Origin of the sequence: Caulobacter endophyticus (assembly GCF_029543245.1) — a bacterium.
GTDB classification, from domain to species: Bacteria; Pseudomonadota; Alphaproteobacteria; order Caulobacterales; family Caulobacteraceae; genus Caulobacter; species Caulobacter endophyticus_A.
Window position 1 is genome coordinate 125,805 of the sequence record NZ_JARQWV010000003.1, and the last position, 16,770, is coordinate 142,574.

Consider the following 16,770-nt stretch of genomic DNA (forward strand, 5'->3'; position numbering starts at 1 on the left):
GAGCTTTTATGTCCACCTCGCCGATCACGATCAAGGTGCTCAAGGCCGGCCTTCTGCGGGTGGACGCCGAGACGGGGGCGGTGCTGAAGGTCGTGCCCCTGCAGTACAATCCCGACACCGTGACCCGCAGCTTCCAGCCGCGCGGTTCCGCGGGCGACGGCGACCGGGTCGAGGCGCTGCGCCTGACCGGCCCGCCGGTCGAGACCGTCACGCTCGAAGCCGAACTCGACGCCACCGACGCGCTGGAGGAGGCGACCGCGCGCGACGAGGTGCTGGCCTCGGGACTGGGCGCCCAACTGGCCGTGCTGGAGACCATGCTCTATCCCAGCCTGACGGCCCTGCGCGAAGCCAACGCCCAGGCCTCGCTGGGCATGATCGAGGTGCTGCCGGCGCCGCAGCCCCTGACCGTCTTCGTCTGGAGCCGGCATCGCGTCACCCCGGTGCGCATCACCGACCTGTCGGTGACCGAGGAAGCTTTCGACCCCAAGCTGAACCCCATCCGCGCCAAGATCAGCCTGACCCTGCGCATCCTCAGCGTCGACGACCTGGGCTTCGCCGGTCGCGGCGGCGGCCTCTACCTCGCCTACCAGCAGCAGAAGGAAACACTCGCCGGCCTGGGCGCGGCCGGAACCCTGCAGGACCTAGGCCTGGACGCCCTGCCATGACCGTCATCCCCTCCCCCGGCTTCTTCGCCCGCGAGGAAACCAGCGCCAACCTGCCGGCCACCAGCCGCTACGCCGCCGCGGCGACGGCGCGCCTGACGCTGCCCGACGGCCGCACGGCGGTCTATCTGCGTCGCCGCTTCATCCCCGACCCGGCCAGTCTTTCGGAAATCGGAGCCGTGACCGTAGCGGAGGGCGACCGGCTGGACCTGATCGCCGCCCGCGTCTACGGCCAGGCCGAACTGCACTGGCGCCTGGCCGACGCCAACGCCGCCTTCGACCCGCTGGACCTGACCTCCGCCCCGGGGCGGCGCCTGCGCGTCACCCTGCCCGGCGCCAATGAGCGGGGCGGATCCAATGCTTAGGGGCGCACAGCTTTCCATCAAGTCGGGCTTCTTCACCTTCGAGGCCGCGCCCAAGGCGGTGATCGACGCGGTGACCGAGCTGCAGGTCACCCAGCAGTCGGGCCAGCGGGGCGGCTTCCAGCTGCACCTGACCTACGGCAAGGGCGGCCAGATCGAGCGCGAACTGCTGCCCGGCGGCTTCTTCTCGCCGGCCACGCGCTTCATCTTCTCGCTGACCATCGACGGCGTCTCGGACGTGCTGATGGACGGCTTCGTTTCGCGGGTCGACGTCAGCCAGAGCAACCAGCCGGGCAAATCGACCCTGTCGATCACCGGCTCGGACGCCAGCCAGATGATGGATCAGCTGGACCTGACCGGCCTGCCGATGCCGGCAATGCCCTACATGGCCCAGGTGGCCTTCATCCTGGCCCGCTACACCCCGCTGGGCGTCATCCCGGTGATCCTGCCGCCGATCACCTGGTCGGTCGACAATCCCTTGCGCAAGTATCGCGCCCAGCAGGGCACCGACTACGCCCACGTGATGATGCTGGCGCGCGATGTCGGCTACGCCTTCTACGTCGAGCCCACGCCCCAGGAGGGCGTCTGCACGGCCTATTGGGGTCCGGATGTCGCCGGCTTTTCCCCCGGCGGGGCCATCGACGGCCTGGAGATCCAGCCGGCCCTGACCGTCAACATGGATCAGGCCAGCAACGTGGAGTCGCTGAACTTCAATTTCGACGGCCTGTCGAAGACCCTCTACTACACCATCTACCGCAACAGTCAGAGCGGGGTCGCCGTGCCGATCCCCATTCCGGACATCGCCCTCAATCCGCCGCTGGGCCCGGAATTCCTGATGTACGCCAAGAATAAGGCGCTCAGCTACACGCGGTCCAACGACACCCCGGCCGGCATGGCCCGCGAGGACGTGGCGGTGCTGATCTCGCGCGGGCTGGGGCTGGCCGCCAATTCGGCGAACGTGGTCGGCGCTTCCGGCGCGCTGGACGTGGCGCGCTACGGCCGGCTGCTGAAGCCGCGACGGCTGGTGGCCGTGCGCGGGGCCGGCCCCCATCACGACGGCCACTACTACGTGCGCAACGTCACCACCAAGCTCAAGCGCGGCGAGATCAAGCAGACCTTCTCGCTGACGCGCAACGCCCTGGGATCATGGTCGGAGAGAGTAGCCTGATGAGCGAGGAACGACGCTATTTCGGCAAGTATCGCGGGACGGTGATCAACAACATCGACCTGATGAAGGAAGGCCGCATCCTGGCCCAGGTGCCCGACGTCACCGGGCTCGTGCCCGGCACCTGGGCCATGCCGTGCTTCCCCGCCGGCGGCAAGCAGATGGGCTCGTACGCCGTCCCCCAGATCGGGGCCAACGTCTGGATCGAGTTCGAGCAGGGCGACCTGGACCATCCGATCTGGACGGGCTGCTTCTTCAACACCATGGCCGAGGTGCCAGCCCTGGTGACCGCCACGCCCCCGGGGACGGACGTCTTCATGCTGCAGACGACGCTGCAGACGACGCTGATGATCAGCGACGCCCCCGGGCCCACGGGCGGCATCCTGCTGAAGACCAAGACCGGCGCGATGATCGCCATCAACGAGACCGGCATCACCATCAGTAACGGCCAGGGGGCCACCATTCTGATGAACGGTCCCAGCGTCTCGATCAACGCCCCCGCCCTGGTGGTCACCTGACGGAACGAAGGGAGGAAACGCCATGCCCGGACCCATACTCCACGTCGGCCTGGTGGCGACCTGCCCCCACGGCGCGCCCATGTCTGTGGCGCCGGGCGAGCCGCGGGTCATGCTGTCGGGGCAGCCGGCCGCGACCATGGCCGACCTCTATACGATCGGCGGCTGCCCGTTCCAGGTGCCGGCCGGGCCGTCCACCAAGCCCCAGCCCTGCGTCAAGGTGCAGTACACCGGCCCCGCTGCCCGGGTGCTGGCCAACGGCAAGCCGGTGATGCTGGGGACCAGCATCGGCATCAGCCAGAGCATCGAACAGATCCCCGCCGGACCGCCGACCGTCTCGGTGTTCCAGACACGGGTGGTCGCCTCATGACCCAGGTCGCCTTCCCCTTCCGCTTCGACGGCGGCGGCGTGACCGCCCGGGCCGATGGTCCCGCCCATGTGCGCGACCTGATCGAGCAGGTGCTGTTCACCGGCCCCGGAGAGCGGGTCATGCGCCCCGACTTCGGCAGCGGCGTGCGCCAGCTGGTCTTCGCTCCGGACGGCCAGCCCCTGGCCATCGCCGTCCAGATGAGCGTCCAGGCGGCCATCAACACCTGGCTGGGCGACCTGGTCGAGGCCGCCGAAGTCGCCGTCACGGCCAGGGAGGAGACCCTGCAGATCCTCGTCCGCTACGCCCTGCGGGGCGACGGCGGCACGGTGATCGAGCGCTTCGAAAGGCCGCTGCGATGACCCGCTACGCCTGCCGCTCGCCCGGACGCGTCGCCGCCGTGCTGGAATCGACCACGCTGAACGGCATCGACTATCTGGAGGTGGCCAACCCCGACCAGACCGAACTCGAGGTCGTCTTCGTCCACGCCCTTCCCGGCCAGCCGGACGGGATCCCCGCCGCCGGAACGCTGACCGTCGCCAACTGGCGGCTGGAGGGCGGCGACCGCATCCGCGACATCCAGGTGATCGCCTTGGCCCCCTCGGGCGCCGACCGTCTTCGGCTGACCGTCGACCAAGCCGGCGATTTCTCGCTCTACACCCTGCGGCTGGTGGCGGCCGCCGGCGAGACCGCCCCGCCCGCCGGCTTCGACCCCCGGCTGGCGGCCGTGGAGTTCTCGTTCAAGGCCGGCTGCCCCAGCCCCTTCGACTGCCGCACCGACGAGACCTGCGCGCCGCAGACTGAAGCAGCGCCCGAAATCGACTATCTGGTGAAGGACTATGACGGCTTCCGCCGGCTGATGCTCGACCGGCTAGGCGCCCTGATGCCCGACTGGACCGAGCGCAGTCCGGCCGATCCCTATGTGGCCGTGGTCGAGACCCTGGCCGCGACCGCCGATCGTCTCAGCTACCTGCAGGACGCCGTCGCCACCGAGGCCTATCTCGGCACGGCCCGCAGCCGGGTGTCGCTGCGCCGGCACGCTCGCCTGATCGACTATCCGGTGCACGACGGCTGCAACGCCCTGACCTTCGCCGCCTTCCAGGTAGCCAAGGGCGGCGACGCCGACCAGAGGGTCCTGACGGCCGGCGCGCCGGTGACCACCCGCGTCGCCGGCCTGCCGACAGTGCTGTCCCCCGTCGATTTCCGCGAGGCGGTGCGCCAGGGCGCAAGGGTCTTCGCCACCCTGTACGACCTTGCTTTGAACTCGGCGCACAACGAGATCGCCTTCTACACCTGGTCCGACGCCGACTGCTGCCTGCCGGTAGGCGCCACCTCGGCGACTCTGACCGACGAGCCGCCCCTGACCCTGGCGCCCGGCTTCTTCCTCTCGCTGGAGCAGGTCGCAGGTCCGGAGACCGGCGAGGCCGCCGACGCCGATCCCTCCCGCCGGCATGTCGTGCAAGTGACGGCCATCACCCGCGTGACCGACCCTCTGACTGGCGCCAAGCTGGCCGAGATCGAGTGGGACGCCCGCGACGCCCTGCCCTTCTCGCTTCCGCTGACCGTGGTGCGTGGCGGCGGGGAAACCACCGCCAAACCCGCCGCAGTGGCGCGCGGCAACATCGTGCCCGCCGACCATGGGCTTTGGATCGAGGACGGCGTGCTGATCCCCGACCAGGCTCCGGACGAGGGCGCCTATCGCCCGCTGCTGGGCCGCAACGACATCCTCAGCGTCCCCGACCTGCCGCAGGAGCCGCTCGGCATTTCCGCCCAGGCCCTGCTCAACCGCGACCCGCGCGCCTGCGCGCCGGCCATCCGCCTGCGTGACGAGGACGAGGCCTGGCGCGTGCGTCCGGACGTGCTGGCCAGCGACCGCTTCGCCGCCGACGTCGTCGCCGAGCGCGACCACGATGGCTCAACCACCCTGCGGTTCGGCGACGGGATCAACGGCCGGCGTCCTGCCGCCGGATCGCGCTTCTCCGTCTCCTACCGGGTCGGCGCGGCCCAGGACGGCGCGATCGGCGCACGGGCCCTGGCCCATGTGCTGACCGCCGGGCACGGCGGCTGGACCGGCCTGGACGGAGTGGGCAACCCCCTGCCCGCCGTCGGCGCACGCGCCCCCGAAACCGCCCAGGAGATCCGCGCCTTCGCCCCTGCCTCGATCAAGCGCCAGGCCCGCGCGGTAACCGAGGCGGACTACGCGGCGGCGGCCCAGGAACACCCCGAGGTGCAGCGCGCGGCGGCCCGCATCCGCTGGACCGGCAGCTGGTTCACCGTCTTCATCACGCTGGACCGTCGGGGCCGCCTGTCGGCGGCCCAGGACCCGGCCTTCCGCGAGCGGATCTTCCGGCATCTGGATCGGGTGCGGATGGCCGGCTACGATCTGGAACTGCGCGACCCGGCCTACCTGCCGCTGGACCTGCGCCTTCGGATCTGCGTCACGCCCGGCTACTTCCAGGCCGACGTCAAGCTGGCCCTGCTCGAAGCCTTCGGCCGCGACCTGCGGTCCGACGGGCGGCCGGCCTTCTTCCATCCCGACAACTTCTCGTTCGGCGATCCTCTGTACGCCAGCCGCGTGCACGCCGCGGCCATGGCCGTGCGGGGCGTCTCGTCGCTCACCCTGACCGGGTTCGAACGCTGGGGCGCCGGACCACAGGGCGAGATCGCCGCCGGGGTCATCGTCCCGGCCGCTCACGAGATCATCCAGTTGGACAACGACCCGAACTACCCCGAGCGCGGGCGGTTCGACGTGGCGATGGTGGGCGGCCTATGAGCGCATCGGACCAAACCTGCGACTGCTGCGGCGGCGCTCCGCATCCCGGCGACGCCCTGTCGCCGGCCCCGCGCCAGGCGGCCCTTGCCTATCGCGTGCTCGATCACGGACGCGCCCGCCGGACCATGATCCAGGACCTGCCGCGCCAGGCAGCCCTGGCCGGGCTGACCACCCGCGCGCCCTCCGACCCGGCGATCGCCCTGCTGGACGCCTGGGCCGTGGGCCTGGACGTCCTGACCTTCTACCAGGACCGCATCGCCAACGAAGGCTTCCTGCGAACCGCCACCGAGCGCCGCTCGCTGCTGGAGCTGGCTCGGACCATCGCCTACGAACTCGCGCCCGGCGTGGCGGCGGGAACCTTCCTGGCCATCGCCTGCGACGAGGTCCCAGGCTCGCCCGCCACGGTCGCGATCCCCGCCGGCACCAAGGTGCAGAGCGTGCCGGCCGGCGACGAGCTGCCCCAGACCTTCGAAGTCACCGCCCCGCTGGTCGCCTTGCCGCAGTTCAGCGACATGCGGGTCGAAACCGCCCGCTTCCATGCGCCGGCCGCCGGCGACACCAAGCTTTGGCTGGACGGGCTGGCCACGCGCCTGAAGCCAGGCGACCCGATCGTCCTGATCGGCAACGAGCGTCGCAACTCGGCGACCAGCACCGTCTGGCAGCTGCGCAAGGTGGCGGCCATGACCCTGGTCTCGGCCGACGTCGAGAACCGGGTCGACGCCCACACCCTGATCCAGCTGGAAGCGCCCCTGGGCGCCGACGCGGCCATTCCCAAGCAGAGCCCGCGCGCCTTCGCCCTGCGCCAGCGCACCAACCTGTTCGGCTTCAACGCCCCGCACTGGGACACCCTGCCCCAGTTCATGCGCACCGCCGAACTGCGCCCCGAGCTGTCGGCGGCCGCCCTGTTCAACAGCGGCCAGTCGGCCCAGTACGCCGTCGACGTCCAGCCGCTGATGATGAACTCCGGCACGAACACCGGCATCGCGGCGGCGATGCAGGGCATCGCCCTCAACGATCTCAACCTCGGGGTCAGCCTGGACCTGATCGCCGAAAGCCCGCTGATCAAGGGCCTCTACGCCGATCGCAAGTCGAGCTGGGCCGAGGCGACCTTTCCCAGCGATCGCGACTATCTCGACCTGGATCAGGTGCATGACGGCTTCGTGGGCGGCGGCTGGGTCGCCGTCCGCAACGCCACCACGACGCGCCTGTACGGCGTCACCTCGGCCGTGGAGGTCGGCGTGACCGACTTCACCTTGGCGCAGAGGGTGACCCGCCTGACGATCAGCGGCCCCGAACTGACGCCGTTCTCGCCGCGCAACGCCACCGTCTTCGGCATCAGCGAACCGCTGGCCTGGGGCCGTCGCCCGATCACCACCTCCGTCCAGGGCGACACCGTGGTGTTGATGACGGCCCGCCCGGAGCTGACGCCCGGCCGGCTGGTGGCCGTCACCGGCCAGGACGCCGTCACCGGCGAACCCGTGGCCCGGGTGCTGGAGGTGGCCGCCGTCAGCGCCGTCACGGCCGGCGGCTCGGCTCAGATGCAGGACGTCGCCGTCGTCACGACCCAGGTGCGGTTCACCACCGAGATCGATCGCCCCCTGGTCGCCCGCACCGTGCGGCTGAACGCCAACGTCGTTCGCGCCACGCACGGCGAAAGCCAGGATCACGTCATCGGCAGCGGCGACGGCGCAGCCGCCTTCCAGGCCTTCCGCCTGCCGCAGAAGGGCCTGACCTACGTCTCGGCCGCCACCCCTTCCGGACGCCGCACCACCCTGGAGATCCGGGTGAACGGGGTACTGTGGAGCGAGCTCGACGATCTGCTGGGGGCCGGCGCCAACGACCGGGTCTATGTCACCCGCCGGGCCGACGACGGATCGGTGTCGGTGCAGTTCGGCGACGGGATCACCGGCGCCCGCCTGCCCACCGGCCGGGGCAACGTCCGCGCCCGCTACCGCATCGGCTCGGGCCGCGCGGGCCTGCTGGCCGCGGGCCAGTTGAGCCAGCCCCTGACACGCCCGCTGGGACTAAAGGCGGTCACCAATCCGATGCCGACCACCGGCGCCAAGGACCCGGAGACCCTCGCCGACGCCCAGGTCAACGCGCCCCTGACCGTCCGCACCCTGGGGCGCATCGTCTCCCTGGCCGACATCGAGGACTTCGCCCGCGGCTTCGCAGGGCTTGGCAAGGCGCACGTCGACATCATCTGGAACGGTTTCGAGCGGGTGGTGCAGTTGACCGTGGCCGGCGCCGACGGCGCGGTGCTGACGCCGCTGGACCCGCTGCACCTCAACCTCCTGGCCGCCATGGACCTGGTGCGACACGCGGACCGGCCGATCCGCGTCGACGGCCACCAGGAGCGCCGGTTCTCGCTGCGCGCCCGGCTGAAGATCGACAAGGCCCACATCGCCGCCGACGTGCTGACGGCGGCGAAGACGGCCCTGATCGCCGCCTTCGCCTTCGACCGCCGCGCCTTCGCCCAGCCTGTCAGCGCCAGCGAGGTGCTGGCCGTGCTGCACGGGGTGGACGGCGTGACGGCGGTGTTCCTCGAGCGGCTTCAGCGCACCGACGATCCGACCACCGCCTTCAGCTCGATCCTGGCCGCCAAGCCGGCGCGGTTCGAGGCCGGGGTGTTCCGCAAGGCCGAGCTGCTGCTGATCGACGCCGCGGGCGTCGACCTGACGGAGGCGAGCACATGAGACTGACCGCCGACCAGATGTTCGAGCTGCTGCCGGCCCACATGCGGCTGCGCGACGGCGAGGCCGGCGGCGCCTTGCGCGCCCTCTTCGAAGTGCTGGCCGGCCAGGCCCAGCTCGTCCAGGACGACATGTTCGCCCTGCTGGACAGCTGGTTCATCGAGACCTGCCCGGACTGGGCCCTGCCCTATGTGGGCGATCTGCTTGACGTGCGCGGGCGCTACGACTCCGGCGCCGCCGACGGCTACAGCCCGCGCGCCTGGATCGCCAACACGGTGGGCTTCCGCCGGCGCAAGGGCACGCTGGCCATGCTCGAGACCCTGGCCCACGACGCCACCGGCTGGAGCGCCCGCGCGGTCGAGATGATGCACCTGCTGAACGTCAGCCAGCAGATGAACCATGTTCGCATGCACGAGCCCGGCACGGCCGACGTCTGGAACGCCGACGCCCTGGCCCTTGAGGGCGGCGCCTTCGACACCGCGCCCCATACCGCCGACGTCCGGTCGATCGCCCTGGGCCAGGGCCGCTACAACGTGCCGAACATCGGTGTCTTCCTGTGGCGGCTGCAGGCCTATCCGATGGCCGAGGCCGACGCCGCCCCGGCAGGCCCCGGCCGGTTCCACTTCGATCCGCTCGGTCGGGACCAGCCGCTCTTCAACCCACCCAAGACCGAGATCTCGGGCGATCACCTGGCCGAGGACGTCAACGTTCCCGGCGCCCTCGCCTATCGACCGCTCTATCGCGAACTGGAGGCCCGGCGCGCCGCCCTGGCGCTGGGACGCACGCCGCCCGCCCGCTGGTTCGACGCCACCCCGCCCCTGCAAGTCTGGCTGCAGGCCGCCGACGGCGATCCCTTCGTCAGGCTGGACCCGGAAGCCGTCACCATCTGCGACGTTCACGACACGGGCGGTGGAACCGAGTGGCGGCGACCGCCGGCCCAGAAGTCCTATCCCGATCCGGACGGGAACCCGCTGGCCGTCGACCTGCGCGCCGGCGTCGACCCGGTGCGCGGGCGCCTGGCCCTGCCGGCCGGCGTCGAAGCCGCCGGCGCACGCGTCTCCTTCGCCTACGCCGCGCCCGGCGACCTGGGGGGCGGCCCCTACGATCGCCGCGACAGTCTCGACGCCCTGCTGACCCGGCGGGTGACCTGGCAGGCGGGCGTCACGCGCCGCGAACCCGACGCGCCGGGCCGGATCTTCGCGAGCCTGGCCGAGGCGGTCGGCGAATGGAACGCTCAGCCGGCCGGAACCGTCGGTGTGATCGCCATCCTCGAGAACGAAACCTTCGCCGAGGCCCTGATCGGCGCAAACAGCATCCAGATCCCGGAAGGCTCCATGCTGGTGCTGACCAGCGCCGCCTGGCCCTTCAGCCTCGCCCAGGGCGGCGGACAGGAGCGCGTCACCGGCAAGCTGACGCCGCAGGAGCGTCGCGCGACCATTCGCGGCGACATCGAGATCGACGCCACCGCGCCCCTGGGCAGCCTTGCCCCGGGCGAGCTGGCGATCGACGGGCTGCTGGTCGACGGCCAGGTGCGGGTGCTTGGGTCCGAACCGGCCAATCTGGGCCGCCTAACCCTCAGCCATGCGACCGTCAGCCCCGGCGCCCTGCCCGGCGACGCCAGGGGCGTGCTGGTCGAGGGCCGGCACGAGGCGCTGACCATATCGCTGATCCGGGCGATCACCGGTCCGATCCTCATGCTCCAGCCCGGCCCCGCCCTGAAGGCGACGGAGTCGATCATCGACGCCGGCGGCAAAGTCGCCGTCGACGCCCCCGAAACCGACCTCGACCTCGATGGCGTGACGGTGCTGGGCTCGACCACCGCCAAGTCGCTGTCGGCCACCGACAGCCTGTTCACAGGCCCAGCCGTCGCCGCGCGGCGTCAGGCCGGCTGCGTGCGGTTCTCCTATCTGGCGGCCGGCTCGGCCACCGCGCGGCGCTACCGCTGCCAGCCCGACCTGGCCGTCGAGGCCGCAACGGCCGGCGAGGACCTGGACGCGCTGCGGGCGCGGCTGGTCCCGCTGTTCGACAGCGAGCGCCACGGCGAGCCGGCCTATGGCCGTCTGGCGCAGGGCTGCGCGCGCGCCCTGCGGGAAGGCGGCGAGAATGGCGGCGCCATGGGCGCCTGGAGGTTCCTGAACGAGCATCGCCGACAGGCCAACCTTTCGGCGGGGCTGGACGAATATCTGCACCTGGATCTCGCCGCAGGCGGGATCCGGGAAAACTGAGGGGCGCATCATGAACGGCGATTTCTCGCGGCTGACCTTCGTTCCCGGAAAGCACTACGACGCGGTGCTGACCCAGCAGGGACGCGTGACCCTGGACGCCGACCTCAACGAGCAGTGGGCGATCGGCGACCACAGACTGCGGCGAACGGGGGCGGACATCATCGGTCCGGCCGGCGGTCCGCTGCATAGCGCGGGCTTCGCCATCACGCCCGGCGGCGGCACGCTGCAGATCGGGGCCGGGATCTATTATGTCGACGGCCTGCGGGTGGTGAACGAGGCCGCCGTCGCGCTCAACGCCCAGCCGGACCTGCCGGCCGGCTCGCCCGTGTTCCTGAACCCGCCCGCGGCGCCCGCCGCAGCGCCGATCTCGGGCCGGTACCTGGCCTTCCTGGACGTCTGGCGCCGCCACATCACCGCGCTTGAGGACCCGTCGCTGCGCGAGACGGCGCTGACCGCCGACACCGCCACCCGCCTCAAGACCGTCTGGCAGGTGCGCTGCCTGCGCCTGGGCGCGGTCGGCGCTGCGGCCTTCACCTGCGATGCGGACCTGCCGCCCTGGCAGACCTACACCGCAGCCCCCACCGGCCGGCTCAGCGCCCGGGCCAAGGCCGCCGCGCAGGCCAGCGATCCGTGCAGCATGCCCGAGAACGCCGGCTATCGGCGGCTGGAGAACCATCTCTATCGAATCGAGGTGCATCGCGCCGGGACGGCGGGCGGCGGCGCGACCTTCAAGTGGTCGCGCGACAACGCCACGCTGGCGGTGCGCTGGCTGGCCGGCGACGGCGAAAACCTGACCGTTTCGAACACGGGCCGCGACCGCTACTCCGGCTTCCAGAACGGCCAGTGGATCGAGCTGACCGATGACGACCGCGAACGGCGCGGCGAACCGGGCGTGTTGGTGCGGATCAAGACCGTGCGGGGAACGACCATCGCCGTCGACACCCTGACGGCCGAGGGCCCCATCGCCATCGCCGGCTTCGGCTCCAATCCCAAGATCCGCGGCTGGGACGGCGCCGGCGCGGCGCCGATCGTCGTCCCCGGCGACAATGACGGCTTCCTGGCCATCGAGAGCGGGCTGGAGATCGGCTTTTCGGCAGGAACCTATCGCAGCGGCGACTACTGGCTGGCGGCCGCCCGCAGCGGCGTCGGGATCGAATGGCCCCAGAACGGCGGCGTCCCCGTCGCCCAGGCGCCGCACGGTATCGCCCATGCCTACGCCAAGCTGGCGATCCTGGATTTCGACGGCGCGAACTGGACGCCCGTCGGAGACTGCCGCGACCTCTTCCCACCGCTCACCGAACTGGTCGACTTCGTCTATCTCGGCGGCGACGGGCAATCGGCCATGCCCGACCCCACCTCGCCCGCCATCCGCATCGCCTTGGGCGAAAGCCTGCTCACCGGCGTGCGCCGCGGCGAGGTTCCGGTCCAGAACGCGCGGGTGCGCTACCGCATCGCCGCCGGTTCGGGGCGGCTGACCGGCGGTGTGACCGAACTGATCGTGCCGACCAACGCCCAGGGCGTGGCGGCGGCCCAATGGTCGCTCGACGGCGTCACCCAGAACCAGCAGGTGACCGCCGAACTGCTGAACTCGGCCAATGTCGCCGTCGGTGCGGCCATTCGCTTCGCCGCCAGCCTGTCGCGGGCGGCCGTGGTCTCGTTTGATCCGGTCAATACGCCCGAGATTTCCAGCGCCAAGACGGTGCAGGCCGCCATCGAGGCGCTCTACAACCGCAACAACGGCGGCGGCTGCGCGACCTACGTGCTCAGCCCCGAGAGCGACTGGGTGAAGATCCTGACCGAACTGCCCAAGGGCGAGGACGCGGTGATCTGCTTCCGTCAGGGCGATTACCGCTCAGACCAGACGGTCAAGCTGGAGGGCCTGGGCCACGTCAGCCTGCACGGCGGCGGCGAGGCCACCCGCATCGGCGTGGCCAAGGCCGAGGCGGCCCTGGAATTCATCGGCTGCGAGAGCGTCACCGTGCGCGACCTCCATGTCGAGGCCAACGAGACCGGCGGCGAATGGAGCCCGGTCAAACATCTGAACGGCGTCCTCACCCTGACCGACTGCGCCAATGTCGAGGTCAGCGGCTGCGTGCTGCGCTGTGGAGCCTCGATCCGCAACGAGCGCACCTGCCTGACCGTTCGCATCTCGCCACCCGAAGAGGAAAAGCCTCGCGTCCCGGTGCGCTCGGCGCGGATCGTCGCCAACCGCTTCATCGTCGGCTACGGCCAGACAGGCGTTCTGGTCACCGACTGCCTGGTCAGCCAAATCCGCGACAACCAGTTCGATGCTCAGGCCCGGCCGGCGGCCCTGACCTTCGAACGCCTCGCCGCCGAACCCAAGCGCCGGGCCCTTCTGGCCAAGCAACTGATCGGACGGGTGACCAGCGCCGGCCGCGCGGCGGGGGCGCGGGTGATCTCGGTGGGCCGCTACAAGGTCGAGCTGAACTCACCCGTCGCTGAGGCCGAATGGCGCGCCCTGACCAAGGCCAATCCACCCAAGGGCCGTGAAGCCACCACGCCAGAGGGCGTGCGCACCTACATGACCCGGGTCGCCGAGACGGGACTGAACAGCGCCGCGCCCACAGGTTCGATGGGGCGCTACGTGACGGCGATGCGGCGAGCCATGGGCGAGAACGCCTTCAACAGCCTGGCCAAGGAGGCCCGCTCGGGCATGATCCTCGGCGACGTCACCGTCACCGACACCCGTGACGTCCCCGGAACGACGGCCGTGCTGTCCTTCGACCAGGTCAACATGGCCTTCAACTCGCCGGTGGGACAGCATGAATGGGACGCCATGGTGCGCGCCGCCCCGCCGTCCAAAGCCCCGGCCGACGATAGGAGCGCCGCCCGCTACATCCGCGACCTGGCCCAGAAGGCCGTCGCCGACCCCGATTTCCGCCGGCGCTTCACGGGAATCAACACCTGGCTGGCGGGGTTCAAGCTGAACAATCCGTCCGTGGGCCAGCAGGCGATCGTCTGTGCCGGCTCGCTGAGCCGCGAGGTGCAGATCACCGGCAACACGATCCAGAGCTTCTACGAAGGCATCCGCGTGGCCGTCAGCGATCGCGGCGAGAAGGGCGCCCGCTTTTCGACCCTCAAGAGCGTGACCATCGCCGACAACAGCCTGCACCTGCGCGTACCGTTCGAGTACGAGGTCGGGCGCCTGGGCATGCTGGTGGGCAACGCCGAGAGGATCCGGGTCAGCGGCAACAACCTCGCCTTCGCCGAACCGCGGGCTTCAGACAAGGGTTATGGCGAGGGCATCCGGATCTGGGGCCATCTGGGACCAATCATGATCCTGCGCGAGAACCACGTTTCGGTGGGACGCACCGGCATGCAGGTGACCCATGTCGGCCCGCTGTCCCAGCGCGGCTCCCAGCAATGGCTGGCCACCGACAACATGGTCGATTCAGGCGGCGTCGTACTCGACGCCCCGCCCCAGGTTCAGGATCGTAACAATGCGGTGTTGTGAGCCGGATCGCTCTTGCCAAACGCGACGCTCGCATTCAGTGTATGTATGCTTTGGCAATAACTTACGGTAGCAGCCTGTCGGCGAGGACTTCTCGTTGTGGCTGGGGGTTCGAGTCCCCGTTGGAGCAGAGACGAGGCGGACACGGCTCGTCTCACCTCCCCTTTTCTCTATCCTCTCCAGAACCCAGGCGCCGCCCGCGCCCAGATCGACGGAGCGGCCTATACCGGTGAAGCCGGGCAGGCCCGCTCGATCGTTCCCAACCCGCTGCGCACCACGACCCGCCGCGATGCAGCGTCGCCGCCCAGACCCAGCAAAGTCAGGTCCTGGCCGGCCATCCGGAACGAGAAGCTGAGAAGGTCCCGGCCGCCAGGCGCGCTGGCCGCCGGCGGCGGATCGAGACGAGACGGTCCCAAACAGCCGGCGACGTAGAACTCGACACCCTGGCACGGCTCTTCATCCACGCCCGCCACGTGCTGGACCGCGCCGTCGGGGAACACGCGATAGACTCCCTCGCCCTCGACGCGAACGTCCATCGAGCCGCCGTCAAGGCTGAGCCCCGTGATCGGCCTGTCGGCGACGACCCTCACCCAGCCGCCGCAGGCCGCCTCATCGCTGGTCAGACAGTCGGACGAGGCGAAGGCGGCTTCGTTCGCACGCCCCTTGAAGGGTCCACGCTCGGCGATCTCTCCACTGCGGAACACCGCCACCAGTCTACCGTCCTCGGACTCCACATACTGGTTCTGATCGCAGATCTCTTCGAAGCCGGCCTGGAGGTGCAGGCGCAGCGGCCAGGCGCCCTCGGCGGAGGACAGGCCGCAGAGCGCCGGCCAGGCGCAGGCCGCGCTCAGGGCGCCGAGCCGCAAGGCCTTTCGAGAAACCGCTCCGGCGACTGCGCGGCCGCTTCGTCTCTTGCCCCACATCATCCCGGATCCTTCCGCCTGCGTTCGCATGTTCGTCTCGTCAGCCGGCCGCACGGCCCGCCCTCTTGCGGTTCACGACCGCCGGGCGGCGCTGAACGCTGCCAGTCGCCGATCCTCGATGCGGCTCCAGGCCGCGTCGTACTCGTGAAAGAAACGCATGGTCTTCAGCCGGTCCTGCGCCTCTTCATGCACCTCCGGCCGCGCCGTCTTGATGTCTCGGAAGTAGGCCAGGCTCTGCAGGCGATAATGGTTGTTGACCATCGCGAACTCTTCCAGCCGCGCCTCCTCCAGCATGACGTAAAGGTCGTCACCGAAGGGCTGGCCGTTCGACAGCACCTTGTTCCCACGTCGGGTGACGGGGTTGTGCTGCGAGAACACCTCGATCTCTTCAGGCTTGGAAAAGGCCTTGAGGAACGCCCGGCTGACGGCGGCGTCGCCCCGGCGGGTGAAGCCCTCGACCACCGAGGCAGGCTGATCCAGATGGCCGCTGGAGCCGAAGCTCAGCCATGGCGCCAGGATCGCGTCCCTGTCCCTATGCGCCGCCAGGGCGGCGGGGATCGGAGCGCCGTCCAGCGGATAGATGAACTCGTCCAGATCGAACACGCCCACCCATTCGGTTTCGCGCCGAAGCCTCGGCAGCATCTCGGTATAGGCGCCGATCTGGTAGGCGTCCCGCCCGCAGATGAACAGGTCCACCACCCCGTCGTCGATATGCCGCTGCAGCGCCGGCCGGTAGGCGTCGGTGCTGTTGTTGTCGATCAGGTAGAAATGCTCGACTCCAAAGGCCCGATAGTGCTCGACCCATTCGTCGATGACGTGGGCTTCGTTGCGGAAGATCGCCATCACCGACAGGTGGAAGCGGGCGTCGGAACGCTGGGGGCCGGCTTCCGGCGTGACGTGACCGAGGTCAGCCATTGGCCGCGACCGGCTCTCGCCGCCGCCAGAGCACCGACTTGTCGCGCGACGGCAGGGCGTCGTAGTGGCCGATCAGCAGGCGGATGCAGTCCGATTGCAGGTCCTGGGCCGACTTCAGGTGACCCGAGAGCGTGTAGTACTCGTCGTCCCCGAACGGGTAGCAGGAGGTGAAGATGTACTTCACGCCCTGCGCGATGCAGGCGCGGATTGGAACCAGCGGATCCTCCAGGTGCTCCAGCACCTCGCCAAACACCACCAGATCCTTGCCCTTCATCAGCAGGTCGCCTTCGGTCGGCAGGGTGTGGATCTCGACATCGAAGCCCTCGCGGGCGAGGCGATAGGCGGGGAACTTCACGGCTTCGACGTCGTCATAGATCGCCACCTTCGCGCCCAGCCGCGCGAACATCACGGCGTAGTCGGCCACCAGACACCCGAAATCGAGCATCGACAGCCGCGAGATATCCTCCCCTGCCTGACGCAGCAGGTAGGCCACGTCCTCGGCCTGAGGGTAGCGGCTGTAGTCGAGCATCGTGCGCACCACGTAGGGGCAGACGCCGTGATCCTTGCAGAGCGGCTTGCGCTCGGGCTGCCCCAGCCGCGCGATCTCGCGCATCACGGCCTCGGGCACGCCGTAATAGTCGAGCACGACCTCAAAACGGTCTTCACTGATATTCAACGCGGAACTCCTGAACGCAGTC

At 70.0% G+C, this 16,770-nt stretch carries 13 protein-coding genes; 10 read left to right on the forward strand and 3 right to left on the reverse strand.

Annotated features, from left to right (window positions below; translation table 11 throughout):
- Nucleotides 1-8: 8 nt before the first annotated feature.
- Genes P7A99_RS03925 through P7A99_RS03970 form a run of 10 tightly spaced genes read left to right on the forward strand, consistent with a single transcriptional unit; the run spans nucleotide 9 to nucleotide 14,237 of the window.
- The gene (locus tag P7A99_RS03925; protein WP_277792634.1) at nucleotides 9-665 is read left to right on the forward strand and encodes a hypothetical protein; all 657 of its coding nucleotides are present in this window, start codon (nucleotides 9-11) and stop codon (nucleotides 663-665) included.
- On the forward strand, nucleotides 662-1,027 hold the full coding sequence (locus tag P7A99_RS03930) for a hypothetical protein (RefSeq protein WP_277792635.1): 366 nt from the start codon (nucleotides 662-664) through the stop codon (nucleotides 1,025-1,027). Before P7A99_RS03925 ends, P7A99_RS03930 begins: the two co-directional genes overlap by 4 nt.
- The gene (locus tag P7A99_RS03935) at nucleotides 1,020-2,192 is read left to right on the forward strand and encodes a hypothetical protein (RefSeq protein WP_277792636.1); all 1,173 of its coding nucleotides are present in this window, start codon (nucleotides 1,020-1,022) and stop codon (nucleotides 2,190-2,192) included. The genes P7A99_RS03930 and P7A99_RS03935 overlap by 8 nt, the downstream gene beginning before the upstream one ends.
- A complete protein-coding gene (locus tag P7A99_RS03940) occupies nucleotides 2,192-2,707 on the forward strand; it encodes a phage baseplate assembly protein V (protein WP_277792637.1) in 516 nt (171 codons plus the stop codon). The genes P7A99_RS03935 and P7A99_RS03940 overlap by 1 nt, the downstream gene beginning before the upstream one ends.
- A 22-nt stretch (nucleotides 2,708-2,729) precedes the next feature.
- Nucleotides 2,730-3,074 (forward strand): hypothetical protein, encoded by a 345-nt coding sequence (locus P7A99_RS03945; RefSeq protein WP_277792638.1) that lies wholly within the window; start codon nucleotides 2,730-2,732, stop codon nucleotides 3,072-3,074.
- Nucleotides 3,071-3,433 carry a GPW/gp25 family protein gene (locus P7A99_RS03950; protein WP_277792639.1) on the forward strand — a complete coding sequence of 121 codons (363 nt, stop codon included), beginning with the start codon at nucleotides 3,071-3,073 and terminating at the stop codon, nucleotides 3,431-3,433. The genes P7A99_RS03945 and P7A99_RS03950 overlap by 4 nt, the downstream gene beginning before the upstream one ends.
- Nucleotides 3,430-5,844 (forward strand): hypothetical protein, encoded by a 2,415-nt coding sequence (locus tag P7A99_RS03955; protein ID WP_277792640.1) that lies wholly within the window; start codon nucleotides 3,430-3,432, stop codon nucleotides 5,842-5,844. The genes P7A99_RS03950 and P7A99_RS03955 overlap by 4 nt, the downstream gene beginning before the upstream one ends.
- Complete coding sequence (locus tag P7A99_RS03960) at nucleotides 5,841-8,540, forward strand: hypothetical protein (RefSeq protein ID WP_277792641.1); 2,700 nt, start codon at nucleotides 5,841-5,843, stop codon at nucleotides 8,538-8,540. The genes P7A99_RS03955 and P7A99_RS03960 overlap by 4 nt, the downstream gene beginning before the upstream one ends.
- The gene (locus P7A99_RS03965; RefSeq protein ID WP_277792642.1) at nucleotides 8,537-10,762 is read left to right on the forward strand and encodes a hypothetical protein; all 2,226 of its coding nucleotides are present in this window, start codon (nucleotides 8,537-8,539) and stop codon (nucleotides 10,760-10,762) included. The genes P7A99_RS03960 and P7A99_RS03965 overlap by 4 nt, the downstream gene beginning before the upstream one ends.
- 10 nt (nucleotides 10,763-10,772) lie before the next feature.
- Complete coding sequence (locus P7A99_RS03970; protein ID WP_277792643.1) at nucleotides 10,773-14,237, forward strand: DUF6519 domain-containing protein; 3,465 nt, start codon at nucleotides 10,773-10,775, stop codon at nucleotides 14,235-14,237.
- A 218-nt stretch (nucleotides 14,238-14,455) separates the two neighbouring features.
- Here P7A99_RS03970 and P7A99_RS03975 read toward each other — a convergent pair whose 3' ends face one another.
- From P7A99_RS03975 to P7A99_RS03985, 3 genes are all read right to left on the reverse strand, one after another.
- Nucleotides 14,456-15,100 (reverse strand): hypothetical protein, encoded by a 645-nt coding sequence (locus tag P7A99_RS03975; protein WP_277792644.1) that lies wholly within the window; start codon nucleotides 15,098-15,100, stop codon nucleotides 14,456-14,458.
- A 129-nt stretch (nucleotides 15,101-15,229) separates the two neighbouring features.
- Nucleotides 15,230-16,072: a glycosyltransferase family 2 protein gene (locus tag P7A99_RS03980; RefSeq protein ID WP_277792645.1), complete on the reverse strand. Its 843-nt coding sequence runs from the start codon at nucleotides 16,070-16,072 to the stop codon at nucleotides 15,230-15,232.
- Complete coding sequence (locus P7A99_RS03985) at nucleotides 16,065-16,748, reverse strand: hypothetical protein (RefSeq protein WP_277792646.1); 684 nt, start codon at nucleotides 16,746-16,748, stop codon at nucleotides 16,065-16,067. Before P7A99_RS03985 ends, P7A99_RS03980 begins: the two co-directional genes overlap by 8 nt.
- Between the last annotated feature and the right edge of the window lie 22 nt (nucleotides 16,749-16,770).

Coding starts and splice junctions, on each gene's coding strand:
- P7A99_RS03925 (WP_277792634.1), top strand. CDS start 9: ATGTCCACCTCGCCGATCACGATCAAGGTGCTCAAGGCCGGCCTTCTG.
- P7A99_RS03930 (WP_277792635.1), top strand. CDS start 662: ATGACCGTCATCCCCTCCCCCGGCTTCTTCGCCCGCGAGGAAACCAGC.
- P7A99_RS03935 (WP_277792636.1), top strand. CDS start 1,020: ATGCTTAGGGGCGCACAGCTTTCCATCAAGTCGGGCTTCTTCACCTTC.
- P7A99_RS03940 (WP_277792637.1), top strand. CDS start 2,192: ATGAGCGAGGAACGACGCTATTTCGGCAAGTATCGCGGGACGGTGATC.
- P7A99_RS03945 (WP_277792638.1), top strand. CDS start 2,730: ATGCCCGGACCCATACTCCACGTCGGCCTGGTGGCGACCTGCCCCCAC.
- P7A99_RS03950 (WP_277792639.1), top strand. CDS start 3,071: ATGACCCAGGTCGCCTTCCCCTTCCGCTTCGACGGCGGCGGCGTGACC.
- P7A99_RS03955 (WP_277792640.1), top strand. CDS start 3,430: ATGACCCGCTACGCCTGCCGCTCGCCCGGACGCGTCGCCGCCGTGCTG.
- P7A99_RS03960 (WP_277792641.1), top strand. CDS start 5,841: ATGAGCGCATCGGACCAAACCTGCGACTGCTGCGGCGGCGCTCCGCAT.
- P7A99_RS03965 (WP_277792642.1), top strand. CDS start 8,537: ATGAGACTGACCGCCGACCAGATGTTCGAGCTGCTGCCGGCCCACATG.
- P7A99_RS03970 (WP_277792643.1), top strand. CDS start 10,773: ATGAACGGCGATTTCTCGCGGCTGACCTTCGTTCCCGGAAAGCACTAC.
- P7A99_RS03980 (WP_277792645.1), bottom strand. CDS start 16,072: ATGGCTGACCTCGGTCACGTCACGCCGGAAGCCGGCCCCCAGCGTTCC.